The 13,207-nt window shown below is 75.6% G+C and carries 13 protein-coding genes; 6 read left to right on the top strand and 7 right to left on the bottom strand.

Annotated features, from left to right (window positions below):
• The first annotated feature begins 55 nt into the window (after nucleotides 1-55).
• The 3 genes from IPO09_19765 to IPO09_19775 all read left to right on the top strand — a co-directional run bounded on the left by IPO09_19765 (nucleotide 56) and on the right by IPO09_19775 (nucleotide 3,198).
• A complete protein-coding gene (locus IPO09_19765; protein MBK9519517.1) occupies nucleotides 56-937 on the top strand; it encodes a GreA/GreB family elongation factor in 882 nt (293 codons plus the stop codon).
• Nucleotides 934-1,464, top strand: a complete 531-nt coding sequence (locus tag IPO09_19770; protein ID MBK9519518.1) for a hypothetical protein — start codon at nucleotides 934-936, stop codon at nucleotides 1,462-1,464. Before IPO09_19765 ends, IPO09_19770 begins: the two co-directional genes overlap by 4 nt.
• Before the next feature lie 69 nt (nucleotides 1,465-1,533).
• Nucleotides 1,534-3,198: an HNH endonuclease gene (locus IPO09_19775; GenBank protein MBK9519519.1), complete on the top strand. Its 1,665-nt coding sequence runs from the start codon at nucleotides 1,534-1,536 to the stop codon at nucleotides 3,196-3,198.
• Between the two features lie 308 nt (nucleotides 3,199-3,506).
• On the opposite strand, the gene IPO09_19780 is transcribed toward IPO09_19775, so the two are convergent.
• Together IPO09_19780 and IPO09_19785 are read right to left on the bottom strand one after the other, a co-directional pair.
• Nucleotides 3,507-4,211, bottom strand: coding sequence for a YihA family ribosome biogenesis GTP-binding protein (locus tag IPO09_19780; GenBank protein ID MBK9519520.1), 705 nt, complete (start codon nucleotides 4,209-4,211; stop codon nucleotides 3,507-3,509).
• A 4-nt stretch (nucleotides 4,212-4,215) separates the two neighbouring features.
• Entirely contained in the window at nucleotides 4,216-4,704 is a 489-nt protein-coding gene (locus IPO09_19785; GenBank protein ID MBK9519521.1) for a hypothetical protein, read from the bottom strand.
• 203 nt (nucleotides 4,705-4,907) lie between these two features.
• Between IPO09_19785 and IPO09_19790 the strand changes: the two genes are divergently transcribed.
• The 3 genes from IPO09_19790 to IPO09_19800 are packed head-to-tail and all read left to right on the top strand — an operon-like array spanning nucleotide 4,908 to nucleotide 7,150.
• Nucleotides 4,908-5,366, top strand: a complete 459-nt coding sequence (locus tag IPO09_19790) for a hypothetical protein (protein ID MBK9519522.1) — start codon at nucleotides 4,908-4,910, stop codon at nucleotides 5,364-5,366.
• A 6-nt stretch (nucleotides 5,367-5,372) separates the two neighbouring features.
• Nucleotides 5,373-6,008 (top strand): dephospho-CoA kinase, encoded by a 636-nt coding sequence (locus IPO09_19795; GenBank protein MBK9519523.1) that lies wholly within the window; start codon nucleotides 5,373-5,375, stop codon nucleotides 6,006-6,008.
• Nucleotides 6,009-6,016: 8 nt separating this feature from the next.
• The gene (locus IPO09_19800; protein ID MBK9519524.1) at nucleotides 6,017-7,150 is read left to right on the top strand and encodes an SDR family oxidoreductase; all 1,134 of its coding nucleotides are present in this window, start codon (nucleotides 6,017-6,019) and stop codon (nucleotides 7,148-7,150) included.
• A 137-nt stretch (nucleotides 7,151-7,287) separates the two neighbouring features.
• On the opposite strand, the gene IPO09_19805 is transcribed toward IPO09_19800, so the two are convergent.
• From IPO09_19805 to IPO09_19825, 5 genes are all read right to left on the bottom strand, one after another.
• Nucleotides 7,288-8,097, bottom strand: coding sequence for a hypothetical protein (locus tag IPO09_19805; protein MBK9519525.1), 810 nt, complete (start codon nucleotides 8,095-8,097; stop codon nucleotides 7,288-7,290).
• A 2-nt stretch (nucleotides 8,098-8,099) separates the two neighbouring features.
• Nucleotides 8,100-9,971, bottom strand: a complete 1,872-nt coding sequence (gene dnaK, locus IPO09_19810) for a molecular chaperone DnaK (GenBank protein MBK9519526.1) — start codon at nucleotides 9,969-9,971, stop codon at nucleotides 8,100-8,102.
• Entirely contained in the window at nucleotides 9,968-10,933 is a 966-nt protein-coding gene (locus IPO09_19815) for a tetratricopeptide repeat protein (GenBank protein MBK9519527.1), read from the bottom strand. Before IPO09_19815 ends, dnaK begins: the two co-directional genes overlap by 4 nt.
• 106 nt (nucleotides 10,934-11,039) lie before the next feature.
• Nucleotides 11,040-11,960, bottom strand: a complete 921-nt coding sequence (gene argF / locus IPO09_19820) for an ornithine carbamoyltransferase (protein ID MBK9519528.1) — start codon at nucleotides 11,958-11,960, stop codon at nucleotides 11,040-11,042.
• 15 nt (nucleotides 11,961-11,975) lie between these two features.
• Nucleotides 11,976-13,181: an acetylornithine transaminase gene (locus tag IPO09_19825; protein MBK9519529.1), complete on the bottom strand. Its 1,206-nt coding sequence runs from the start codon at nucleotides 13,179-13,181 to the stop codon at nucleotides 11,976-11,978.
• Nucleotides 13,182-13,207 lie beyond the last annotated feature (26 nt).

Below are 13,207 nucleotides of genomic sequence, written 5' to 3' on the forward strand. Positions count from 1 at the left end.
CCAGTTCGGCGCCCCTTGACGCCACCCCCGCCTCCGCGCATCACTCTCCAGGCCGATGGCCACGCCGCGCTACATCACGCCCCAGGGCTTCCAGGTGCTGGCCGCCGAGCACTGGGACATCTGGACGGTGCAGCGCCCCCGCGTCGTGGCCGCGGTGGAGGCGGCCGCCGCCCTGGGCGACCGGAGCGACAACGCCGACTACCGCTTCGGCAAGCGCAAGCTGTACGAGCTGGACCGGCGGCTGCGCTTCCTCTCGGAGCGGATGGACGCCCTGACGGTGCTGGCGCCGGAGCCGCACGCCTCCGGCCGGGCCTACTTCGGCGCCTGGGTGACCCTGGAGCTCGAGGAGGGCGGCGAGCGGACCTACCGGCTGGTCGGCCCGGACGAGTTCGACCTGGCGCGCGGGCTCCTCTCGGTGGACTCGCCCATGGGGCGCGCCCTGCTGGCCAAGGGCCCGGGGGACACCGCGGTGGTGCCGCGCCCCGGCGGACCGATCGAGGTGACGGTGGTGGCGGTGAGGTACGAGGAGGGGGCGGGGGGGACGGCGAATGCGGCCGGGAAGGCGGTTCGGGCGTCGACGTCCTCCAGCACCGCGAGCAGCCTGGCAGCTCACCCCGAGCGGAGCGGCGGCGAAGCCGACGCGAAGTCGAGGGGGACCCGGACCCGGACCCGGACCCCGACCCCGACCCCGACCCCGACCCCGACCTCGACCTCGACCTCGACCCCGACCTCGACCCTGACCTCGACCCGGACCCGGACCCGGCCCCGAACCTCGACCCCGACCTCGACCTCGACCCCGACCCCGACCCCGACCCCGACCCCGACCCCGACCTCGACCTCGACCCGGACCCGGACCCGAACCTCGACCCCGACCCGGACCTCGACCCGGCCCCGCGCCGCGCCCCGGACCACCCGCTCCCCCCGGAAGCCACGGTGAGCGCCCCCGCCGGCCCGCCGGTCACCGACCGCCCCGCGCAGCGGGCCCTGCTCGAGCGCCACGTCCGCGAGCTGGGCGGGGCCCTGGCCTACGACGCCGACGCCGGCCTGCTGCTCGACGTGGCTGCCCAGAAGGTGCTGGCGCTCGACTGGACGCGCGTGGCCGCGCTCTCCGAGGCGCGCGACGCCGACACCGGCCGCCCCTACCTGCAGGTGACCCTGGGTGACGGGGTGGCCTTCGCCCTGGCCGACCAGGGGATCGCCTTCGCCCCGGTCACCGCCGCCAGCGGCCCGCTGCCGGGCCTGCCGGCCGCGGTCTGCCTGCGCGACCTGGCCGCCGCCGAGGGGCGCCTGACCCACTTCCTGCTGGACCACCCCGGCGAGCCACCCGAGCCAGGCCACGTGGCCGCCTTCCTCTTCTGCCTGGCCGTGGTGGACGGCGCCCGCGCGGTCGGCTTCGACGTCGGCCCGGAGGAGCGGCGGCTGGAGCGGGTGCTGAACGAGCTGGAGGCCCGGCGGCAGGGGTAGCGACGGCCCGGGAGAGCACGAAGCGCCCATCCCCGGTGTGTTTCACGCACCTCTCGATGTCAGATCCCCATGAGACTCTGGGTGCATGTCCGCACGCGCCCTCCACCTCACCCCCCCTCCGCCGCCAGCGCGCCGGTGGCCTTCGCCTCCCCCTCGAACCCTGGCTCCACCTCGCCCATCTCGCCCACCTCGCTCGCCTGGCTCGCCGCGCCGGCCCCGGCCCGCGCCACCCCGCTCCCGTTCGCCTGCGAGGCCTCGCAGGCCTGGCGCGCCGAGCGCCGCCTCCAGCCGCTTCCGCCGGCCACCCTCCCGGAGGCCCGCACCGGACGCGACCAGCTCGCCCGCCTCCTCTCCCGCGAGCACGCCGCCGCAGCCGCCTTCCTCGTGGCCCTCTCCGACTTCGACCGCCGCCGCGGCTGGGAGGCGCTCGGCCACGCCAACCTGTTCGCCTTCCTCACCCGCGAGCTCAAGCTCTCCAGGAGCGGCGCCTTCTTCCGCCTCTCGGCCGCCCGCCTGGTGGCCCGCTTCCCGGCCGTGCTGGCGGCGCTCGAGGACGGCCACCTCTGCCTCACCTCGGTGGCCGCCCTGGCCCGGGTGCTCACCGAGGAGAACCAGGCCGAGGTGCTGCCCCGCTTCTTCGGCTGCTCTTCGCGCGAGGCCAACGAGGTCGCCGCGGCGCTCGCGCCCAGGCCCGACCCGGCCAGGCGCACCGTGGTCACGGCGGTGGAGCCGCCCGAGCAGGCCTGCCCCGCTGGGGTAGTCCAGTCGACTGGACTGCTGCTGTCGCTCGCTCCTGCCCGGGCCAGCGCACCTGCCAGGCCTGGCGACCCCGACCAGCCCGGCGAACCCGTCGCTCCCGTCCAGGACCTCCGGACCAGCGCCACCCTCGCGGCGAGCCGGCGTGAGGAGGTGGCGTGCCCCGCGCCAGTCCAGTCGACTGGACTCCTCCCCGCCTCGCCCCCGCCACCGGCGCCTGCCGCCGCCCTCGTCGCGCCGCCTCCCGCCGCAGCCCTCGAGCGCCCCGACCAGGCCGCCCGCGCCAGCCAGCCCGACGAGGTCGAGCCACTCACCGCCGAGCTGCGCAGGCTGCACGTCACCGTGTCCCGCCGCTTCCTCTCCAAGCTCGACGCCGCTCACGACGGTCTCTCCCACGCCCTGCCCAGCGCCACCACCGAGCAGGTGCTGGAGGCGGCGCTCGACCTGCTCCTCGAGCGGCAGGCCTCCCGGCGGGGCCTGGTGAAGCGGCCCTCGCGCCCCTCGCCCACCGGCGCTCGTGAAGCCGCGCAGCCGGTCAGCGCTGCGGTCAGCACCGGAGCGCCCGGCCCTGGCGCCGGATCGGCCTCCGAGGTGCCGGGGGCAGCCTCCCGCGCACCAGGGAACGAGAGGACGGCGACACCGGCCGCGACCCAGGCCTCGACCCCGGCCTCGACCCCGGCCGCGCCCCCTGCTTCCCGTCACATCCCCGCCGCCGTCCGCCGCGAGGTCTGGCTGCGCGACGGCCAGCGCTGCCAGCACCCGCTCGACGCCGGCGGCACCTGCGGCTCCACGCTGCGGCTCGAGCTCGACCACCTGGTGCCGCTGGCCCTCGGCGGCCCATCCACCGCGGACAACCTCCAGGTCACCTGCGCCGCGCACAACCGGGCGGCGGCGAGGGCCACCCTCGGCGAGGCGCTGGCGGCCAGCGGCCGCGGGCGGGCGGGGCGCGGCTCGCGCGGGGATGGCCGGAGGCGCTGACGGGGACAGCGCCCACTGGTGGTCGTTGGCGGGCGGCCGTCACCGGCCGCGAACGTCGGGGCATCCCCGGTACCCTGGTCCGGCGCCAGGGGGTCTCTGCCCAGTCCAGTCGATTGGACTACCCCGTCGGCGCCTGCTCACCCACAGCGCCCTCCCCGCCGCAACACCGCCCGAGCAGAGCAGCCAGGGCCCCGGCGGCCCGCGCTCGCCTCCCACGCCGTCCGGCTCGAGCTGGCGCTCCAGGCCGCCGATCACGATGGCCCGCCACCCCCGGACGCGCCGAGCCCCCTGGCGATCCGCCCCGGTCCTCAGCCCTCCTCGTCCCCCGGCAGCTCCGGCTCGGCGGCGCCGTCGCCGTCCTCGCCCTCCACCATCACGCCGCCGGCCTCGGCCTTGGCCGCGCTGCAGAGCAGGTGGATGCGGGCCCACAGCGCGTCGGCGCCGGTCCCCTCCTCCGCCGAGAAGGGCACCGCGCCGCCCCGCGGCAGCGAGAGCGCCTTCTCCACCGCGGCCAGGGCGTGGCCGCGCTTGGTGCGGGCCAGCTTGTCCATCTTGGTGGCCGCCACCACCACCACCCGGCCGGCCTGCGTCAGGAACTTGAGCGCGTCGAGGTCCGACTCCATGGGCTCGTGGCGCGCGTCCACGATGAGCACCACCGCGCGCAGCTGCTGCCGCTCGCGCAGGTAGGCGTCGATCATGGCGATCCAGCGGACCCGCTCGTCCTTCGACACCTTGGCGTAGCCGTACCCCGGCAGGTCGCCGAAGCGCACCACCCGGGGCCGGGCGTTGGGCGTGGAGCGGTAGCGCACCTCGAAGAACTGCAGCGCCCGGGTCCGCCCGGGGGTGGCCGAGACGCGGGCCAGCTTCCGCTTGTGGGAGAGGGCGTTGAGCATCGACGACTTGCCCACGTTGCTGCGCCCCACGAAGGCGATCTCCGGGAAGTCGCCGCGCGGCCACTCGTCCGGCTTGGTGGCCGTCTTCAGGAACTCCGTCGAGACCACCTGCAGGGCCACTGGCTCACCTCGTCCTGGGCTGGGGGGGCGGCTGGGCGGCGGCCGCGGCGCTCCCACCCGGGCGATCCGGATGGGCGATGAGCTTCACCTTCTGCTGGTAGTCGAAGCGGCGCAGGCCAGGGGTGGTCTCGGTGTGGCAGCCCAGGCAGGCCCGCTCGCCGCCGACCACCAGCCCGAGCGCCCGCGCCAGCTCGGCGTCGCGCATCACGTAGCGGGCCGCGTAGGCGCGCCCCGGGCCGTGGCAGGCCTCGCAGCCCACCCCGGCCTGGCCCGCCTCGGCGGCCGGCGCGTGGCAGGAGAGGCACCGCTGGTCGCCCCGGCTCCGCTCCGGCAGGCTCTCCAGGGCGCGGGCGTGTGGCCCCTCCCGCCAGGCCGCGTAGGCGCCGGGGTGGCAGGCCTTGCAGGTCTCCGGGCCCACCAGGTCGCCTGCGGCGGCCCGACCAGGCAGGGCCAGCGCCAGGGCCAGCAGGGCGAGGGTGTGTGGGAAGCGCACGGCCGCGCAGCATACACCGCTTCCCGGGGTGGCACCGCGCAGCGCCGCCAGCCCCGCCAGCCCCGCCAGCAACGGCAGCCCCGGCGGCCCGGCGGCGTGGCAGCGCGGCGGCGGCCCTGCCAGCGCGCCCGCCGCCGCGCTAGGATGCGACCATGCCCACGCCGCGCGCCGTCCTCCCCGCCCTGCTGGCCCTCGCGCTCCTCCTGCCCGGCCCGGCCGACGCCAAGCCCTGGCAGGGCATCGAGCCCGGCAAGTCCACCGGCGACGAGGTGGTGGCCAAGTTCGGCGAGCCCACCACCCGGAAGCAGCGCGGCCCGCGCAGCGTCATCGCCTACAAGGCCGACCAATCCCTGGCGGGGACCCGCGAGGCGCAGTTCCACTGCCGCCCCGACGGGGTGGTGGAGGAGATCACCGTCTTCCTGGCGGTGGCGCTCGACCCGGAGTCGGTGGAGGGCACCTTCGGCAAGCCGCAGGGGAAGACCTTCGTGGAGGCCACCTTCCAGAAGGTCTGGCTCTACCCGTCGAAGGGCGTGACGGTCTACTTCGACAAGGAGTCGAACGTGGAGGTCATCACCTACGCCGCGCCCACGGCGGCCAAGGCGCCCGCCTCCGCCGAGCCGGCCGGGGCCGGCGGCGAGGCCAAGGCCGGCGCGAGGCCGTAGGCGCGCGTGCGGCTCGTCGGCCTCACCGGCGGGATCGCCACCGGCAAGTCCACCTTCGCGGCGGCGCTGCGCGCCCTGGGCGCGCCGGTGGTGGACGCCGACGCCCTGGCCCGGCAGGTGGTGGCGCCCGGCGCCCCGGCGCTGGCCGAGGTGGCCCGGGCCTTCGGGCCCGGCGTGCTCCAGGCCGACGGGACACTCGACCGCCAGGCGCTGGGGGCGCTGGTGTTCGCCGACCCCGCGGCGCGCCGCCGGCTGGAGGCCATCACCCACCCCGCCATCCGCCAGGCCATGCTGGCCGAGACCGCCCGACTGGCCGCGGCCGGCCACGATCTGGCCTTCTACGACGCCCCGCTGCTCTTCGAGGTGGGGCTCGACCAGGCCATGGCGCTGGTGGTGGTGGTCTTCGCCCCGCCCGAGGCCCAGCTGGCCCGGCTGGCCGCCCGCGACGGCCTGTCGCGCGCCCAGGCCGAGGCCCGGCTGGCCGCCCAGCTGCCGGTGGCGGAGAAGGCCGCCCGGGCCGACGTGGTGGTGGACAACGCCGACGAGCGCGCACCGCTCGGCCCCAAGGCGGCCGCCTTGCTGGCGGACCTGCGGGCCGGGCTGGGGCGGAGGCTTCCCTCGGCGCCTCCCAGGCGCTATTGAGCAGGCAGATGGCCCAGCCCTTCCACCTCGTCACCGGGTTCCCGGGCTTCCTGGGGAAGCGGCTGGTGCGCCGCCTGGTCGCCGGCCCGGACGGCCAGGTCGGCCCGCCGCCGCGCCTCGCCTGCCTGGTCCAGCCGCACCGCGCCGCGGCCGCCCGCGCCGCCCTCGACGCCATGGGCGCCTCCGGGGCCGAGGTGGTGGAGGGCGACGTCACCCACATGCACCTGGGGCTCTCCGGCGCCGAGTGGCGTGACCTGGCCGGCCAGGTCACCGACGTGTGGCACCTGGCGGCCAAGACCCGCCTCGGCACCGGGCACGGCGAGATGCGCCGGGTCAACGTGGAGGGCACCCGCAACGTGCTGGAGCTGTGCCGGGCCGCCCGGCGCCTGGAGCGGCTCAGCCACTTCAGCACCGCCTTCGTCTCCGGCACGCGGGAGGGCGTCATCCTGGAGGACGAGCTGGCGGTGGGGCAGCGCTTCCACAACGGCTACGAGGAGACCAAGTACCAGGCCGAGCTGCTGGTGCGCCGGGCCCAGTCCGAGCTGCCGGCCACCGTGCTGCGCCCCAGCATCGTGGTGGGCGACTCGCGCACCGGCGAGATCGACCGCTTCGACGGCCCCTACGCGCTGGCCATCCTGCTGGTGGCCTCGCCGCTGGCGGTGCCCCTGCCGCTGCCGGGCGACGCGGTGGCGCCGCTCAACGTGGTGCCGGTGGACTTCGTGGTGGAGGCGGCGGTGGCCGCCTCGCGCCACCCGGCCGCCGCGGGCCGCACCATCCACCTGGTGGACCCCTCGCCCATGTCGGCGCGGGGCGTCTACGAGCTCATCGCCGCCCGGGCCGGCAAGAAGCTGCCCACCGTCTCGGTGCCGCACCGGGCCTTCCAGGCCCTGCTGCAGCTCCCCTGGCTGGAGCGGCTCTCGCGCACCCACCGGCCGGCCATCGAGTACGTCAACCACCTGGCCATCTACAACTGCCGCACCCTGCTGGAGGTGCTGGAGGGCAGCGGCCTGCGCTGCCCGCCCATCGCCAGCTACCTCGACCGGCTCATCGAGTTCGTGGAGGCCAGCTTCGCCCGGCGCCGCGACGCCGAGCAGGCCGGCGAGCCGGACGACCCGCTCGACCGCGAGCCTGCCCCGCGCTGAACCGCCCGCCGCAGCGAGAGGACCGGCGCCAGCAGGGGTCGCGGGCGCCGGAGGGGGGAGCGCAGGCGTACCTTCTCGTACGCCGAGCAGCGCACCGACGAGGCCGCCCGCCGCAGCGAGAGGATCGGCGCTCGCAGCTAGCCGATGACGCCGTCGGCGATCAGGGTGGCCAGGATGCGGGCGGTGTCGAGCCGGGGCAGGCCGGAGAGGGCGAACAGGCTCTCGTAGTCCACCGCGCCGTCGATCTGGGCCAGCAGGAAGCCGGCCCGGTGGTCCAGGTTGAGCCACATGACCTCCTCCGGCTTGATGGCCAGGCGGGGGATGCGGCCGAGCGGCCCGAGCTTCGACTCGTACATGGCCACCAGGGTGGCCTCGTTGTGGCGCAGGTAGTCGCGCGCCTCGCCGTGCTCGGGATCCACCTTGAGGATCTTCTCGATCATCTCGAGCGAGCCGGAGAAGTCGCCCAGGGCGTGCAGGTCCTTGGCGGCGTGCATCCAGACGTCCACGTCGCGCTTGCCCGGCGGGGACGGCCGCGGCGGCTCGCCGGCCGCCTCCGGCACCAGCGTCCGGAGGTCGCTCTTCTCCGCCACCGCCCCCAGGTCCATCCCCCCCTCCGGCGCCAGCAGGATGGTGGCGCCGGCGGCGGGGCCGTCGTCCCAGGGCGAGGGGGCGTAGTCGTCCGGCCTGGCCGGCGGGGCGTCGGCCGGGGGCGGCGGCGCGGCCGGGGGCCGGGCCAGGGTGGAGAGCGAGGCGGCCAGCCGCGCGGCCGGCGAGGCCGCCGGGCTGGGCGCCGGCAGCGTGCCCTGCAGGAGGAGCATGTAGGAGCGGGCCCGGGCGTTGCCCGGCTCGAGCCGCAGCGCCTCGTCGAGCAGGCGGCGCGCGTCCTCCAGCCGCCCCTCCACGTAGGCGCGCACCCCCTGGTCCACCAGCTGCGGCACCGACGCCACGGTCAGGCCCCGCCCGGCGGGCGCACGGCCTGCCCGGCCAGCCCCTTGAAGAGCTGCAGGGTCCGATCGAGCGACTCCTCGGAGGCCCGCAGGTCGGCGGCGTCACGCGCCTCGATGGCCTGGCGCACCCGCGCCATGACCCCCTCGGCCTTCTGCACCGCGTCCTTGCCGAACTTGCTGCGCTCCAGCGCCGCCTGCACCGCCGGCACCAGCCCCTCGATCTCGCGCATGGCGGAGGTGGCCCGCTCGCGGGCCCGGTCGAACTCGGCGGTGGACTGCTTGCGCGCCAGCAGGTCGTCGACGCGCTCGTCGAGGATGCGCTTGAGCTCCTCCTCGGTGAGCCCCGAGGTGGCGGTCACGGTGATGGACTGCTGCTGCCCGGTGTCCACGTCGCGGGCCGCCACGCCCACGATGCCGTCGGCGCTGATGTCGAAGGTCACCTCGATGGAGACCTCGCCGCGGCGGGCCGGCCGGATGCCGGCCAGGATGAACTCGCCCAGCAGCTCGTTCTCCACCGCCCGCTCCTTCTCGCCCTGCAGCACCGCGATGCGCACCGAGGCCTGGTTGTCCTGCACGGTGGTGAAGAGGTGGGTCTGGCTGGTCGGCACGGTGGTGTTCCTGGGGATGACGGTCTGGAAGTAGCCGCCCACCACCATCAGCCCCAGGTTCTGCGGCGTGACGTCCAGCAGCAGCACCTCGGCGCCGGCCTGCTGCGGCGAGGTGAGCGCCTGGGCCTGGATGGCGGCGCCCAGCGCCACCACCTCGTCCGGGTGGACCCCCTTGCACGGCTCGCGGCCGAAGAACTCCTTCACGGCCCGCTGCACCCGCGGCATGCGGGTCATGCCGCCCACCAGGATCACCTCGTCCACCTGGGCCGGGCGCACCCCGGCGTCGCGCAGGGTCCGCTCGGCCACCGCGATGCAGCGGTCCACCAGGTCCTTGGTGAGCTCCTCCAGCTTCTCGCGGGTCAGCTGCTTGGTGAGGTGCAGCGCCTGCTTGCCGTCGCCCGCCGACACCAGGAACGGCAGGTGGATGTCGGCCGCCGGCAGGGAGGAGAGCTCGATCTTGGCCTTCTCGGAGGCGTCCTTGAGCCGCTGCAGCGCCATCTTGTCCTGGCGCATGTCGAGCCCGCCGTTCTCCTTGGCGAAGGTGAAGGTGAGCCAGTCCATCACCCGGCGGTCGAAGTCCTCGCCGCCCAGGTAGGTGTCGCCGCCCACCCCCACCACGTCGAAGACGCTCTTGCCGATGTCCAGGATGGAGACGTCGAAGGTGCCGCCGCCCAGGTCGAAGACCACCACCTTCTTCTCGACCTGCTTGCCGAAGCCGTAGGCCAGCGCCGCGCTGGTGGGCTCGTTGATGATGCGCAGCACCTCCAGCCCGGCGATGCGGCCGGCGTCCTTGGTGGACTGGCGCTGGCCGTCGTTGAAGTAGGCCGGCACGGTCACCACCGCCTGCGTCACCGGGCGGCCGAACCAGGCCTCCGCGTCGGCCTTCAGCTCGGCCAGCACCAGCGCCGAGACCTCCGGGATGGAGACCACCCGGCCGCCCAGCTTGATCCGGACGTCGTTCCCCTCCGGCCCGGCCACCAGCTCGTAGGGCAGCACCCGGCGGGCGTCCTCCACCTCGCGCGAGCCCCAGCGCCGCCCGATGAGCCGCTTGGCGGCGTAGACGGTGTTCTCGGCGTTGGTGATGGCCTGGCGCTTGGCCAGGTGGCCGGTCAACTCCTTGCCGTTCCTGGCCACCGCCACGATGGACGGCGTGAGCAGCTGGCCGGAGCGGCTGGGGATGACGCGGGGCACGCCGTCGCGCACGGTGGCCACCACCGAGTTGGTGGTGCCGAGATCGATGCCGATGACGGGGTCGAGGTCGCTCATCCCAGGAAGCTCCAGCGCAGCTTCTTCAGCCGCTCCTTGGCGGACTCCAGGCGGGGATCGAGCTCCAGGGCCCGCTCCAGCGCCTTCTTGGCCTCGCCCTTCTGGCCCAGGCCCTCCAGCGCCAGGCCCAGCGCCTCGTGGGCGGCCCCGTTGCGCGGGGCGGCCCGGGTGGCCTGCTCGGCGTGCTCGCGGGCCGCCGAGAGGTCGCCCAGCTCGCGGGCGGCCCGCGAGGCCAGGATGCAGGCGCCGAAGGCGGTGGGGTCCACCTCGATGGCGGCGCGGTAGGCCGACAGCGCCGCGCCCCACTGGCTCATGACCTCGGAGGCGTGCGCCCGGTCGACCAGCTCCTGGACCTTGCCGGCCAGCGAGCGGCGCCGGCAGTCGGCGGCCAGCTCGGCCGCCTCCCGGTTGCTCGGGTCCAGGCTGGCCACCATCTGGAAGTCGTTGGCCGCCTGCTGGAAGGCGCCGGCCGCCATGCCCTCCCGCCCGCGCTTCAGCAGGTCGGCCACCCGGCTGGCGCGCGCCAGCAGCGGGTTCTGCCGGGACAGGCGGGCGCGCCGCTCCTCCCCGCGCCGCTCGTCCTCGAGGCGCCGGGCCTCCAGGCGGGTCAGCTCCAGCGCCGGCGCGGTGGCGCGGGCGTAGGCGGCGCGCCGCGCCTCGTCGGCCAGGGCGTCGCGGGCCTCGGTGAGCCGGCGGAAGACCTTCTCCAGCCTGGCCCGGTAGCTGCCCAGCCGCTTGCCGGGGTAGCGGTCCGGGTGGAACAGCTTGACCTTGTCCACGTAGGCGGCCCGGGCCGCGTCGGTGGAGGCGTTCCAGGGCAACCCCAGCAGGTCGAAGTGGGTCCAGGTCGCCAGGCTGGCCTCGGCGAACAGGATCTCGCGGCGCCGCTCGGCGTCGAGGTCCACGTCCTCGGCGAGGGCCGCCGGGTCGAATCGAAAGCCCTGGTACCTGTCGTCGCTCAACCGCTCCGCCTCGGGGTCCCGCGGTGCTGCCGCAGGCCAGATCGCCGATATTACTGACGGAAACGCCGGTGGGTCAACGGCTTCACGGCGCCCGCGGCCCGCCGGCTCAGCGCCCCGCCAGCAGCAGCTCGAGCAGGGCCTTCTGGGCGTGCAGCCGGTTCTCGGCCTCGTCCCAGACCGCCGACCGCGGCCCCTCCAGCACGGCCTCGCTGATCTCCTCGCCGCGGTGGGCCGGCAGGCAGTGCAGCACCACCGCGTCGGGGCGGGCCCGCGCCAGCAGCGCCTCGTCCACGATGAAGCCGGCGAAGTCCTTCTCGCGCCGCGCCTGCTCGCCCTCCTGGCCCATGCTGGCCCAGACGTCGGTGTTGAGCACGTGGGCCCCTGCGGCCGCCTCGGCCGGGGTCCGGACCAGCCGGGCCCGGCCGCCGCAGCGGGCCAGCAGGCCAGCGTCCGGGTCGTAGCCCGGGGGGCAGGCCAGGGCCAGCTCGAAGCCCAGCAGCGCGCAGGCCTCCAGCCAGCTGTTGGCCATGTTGTTGCCGTCGCCGATCCAGGCGATCTTGAGCCCGCCCCGGTGCAGGGCGTCGACCCCGAAGCGCTCCGCCACCGTGAGCAGGTCGGCCAGCAGCTGGCACGGGTGGGAGGCGTCGGTCAGGGCGTTGATGACGGGCACGGTGGCGAAGCCGGCGATCTCCTCCAGCTTGTCGTGGCCGAAGGTGCGCACCACCAGGGCGTCCAGGTAGCGCGACAGCACCCGGGCCGTGTCGCTGATGGGCTCGCCGCGCCCCAGCTGCGTGTCGCGCGGCGAGAGGAAGAGGACGTGGCCGCCCAGCTGGTAGGCCGCCACCTCGAAGCTCACCCGCGTGCGGGTGGAGGCCTTCTCGAAGATCAGGCCGATGGTGTGGCCGTCGAGCGGCCTGGGGCCCTTCTTGCCGAGCAGCTTCCACTCGGCGGCCCGCTCGATGAGCTCCAGGAGCCCGCTGCGGTCGAGATCGGTGAGGCGGAGGAAGTCGCGCTTGGTGCCTGGCATGGAACTCCGGTGCGCCTAGGTGGCCGGGGCGGCGTCCAGCGCCGCGCCCAGCAGGTCGGCGGCCTCGTCGGCCTCCGCGGTGGTGAGGGTCAGCGGCGGGGCCAGGCGGAGCACGTCGTCGCCGATGGCGTTCACCAGCAGGCCGCGCTGGCGCGCCCCGGCCATGACCGCGCCGGCCTGGACGCCCTTCACCACCACGCCGAGCAGCAGGCCGCGGCCGCGCACCCCGGCCACCCGACCGCCCGCGGCCAGGGCCTCGAGCCGGGCCCGGAGGTGCGCCCCGACCAGGCGCGAGCGCTCCAGCAGCCCGCCCCGCCCCAGCTCGTCCAGCACCGCCAGCGCCACCGCGCAGGCCAGCGGGTTGCCGCCGTAGGTGCTGCCGTGGCTGCCGGCGGTCAGGTGGTCGCCCACCTCGGCGCTGGCCAGCAGCGCGCCGATGGGGAAGCCGGCGCCGAGCGCCTTGGCGCTGGACATGAGGTCGGGGGTGATCCCCTCCCACTGGTGGGCCCACATCTTCCCGGTGCGCCCCATGCCGGTCTGGACCTCGTCGAGGCACAGCAGCGCCCCGGCGCGGGTGGTGAGGGCGCGCGCCGCCGCCAGGTAGCCGGGCGGCGGCTCGACCACCCCGGCCTCACCCTGGATGGGCTCCACGATGAAGGCCGCGGTGCGCGCGTCGAGGGCCCGCTCCAGGGCGGCCACGTCGCCGTAGGGGACGTGCCGGATCCCCGGCACCAGCGGCTCGAAGCCGTGCTGGTACTTCTCCTGCCCGCCGGCGGTGACGGTGAAGAGGGTGCGCCCGTGGAAGGAGTTGACGGTGGAGACGATCTCGCAGCGCTCCGGGTGGCCGCGGTCGGCGTGGTACTTGCGCGCCAGCTTGAGCATCACCTCGTTGGCCTCGGCGCCGCTGTTGCAGAAGAAGGCGCGGCGGGCGAACGGGGTGGCGGCCAGCAGGGCCTCGGCGGCCTCGATCTGGCGCGGCACGTAGTAGTGGTTGGAGACGTGCCAGAGGGTGCGGGCCTGCTCGGTGAGGGCCTGGACCGCGGCCGGGTGGCAGTGGCCCAGCACGTTGACGGCCACGCCGCCCAGGAACTCCAGGTAGGCCTTGCCGTCCACGTCCCAGACCCGCCGCCCCTCGCCGCGCACCAGCGCCACCGGCTGGGGCTTGTAGTTGGGCGTGAGGGCCGCCTGCGCGCGCGCAGCCCAGGACTCGGTCAGGCTCATCACGGGCTTATCGCACGCCGCTCCCA

The sequence above is a fragment of the Anaeromyxobacter sp. genome (assembly GCA_016718565.1).
In the GTDB taxonomy this organism is placed as follows: Bacteria; Myxococcota; Myxococcia; order Myxococcales; family Anaeromyxobacteraceae; genus JADKCZ01.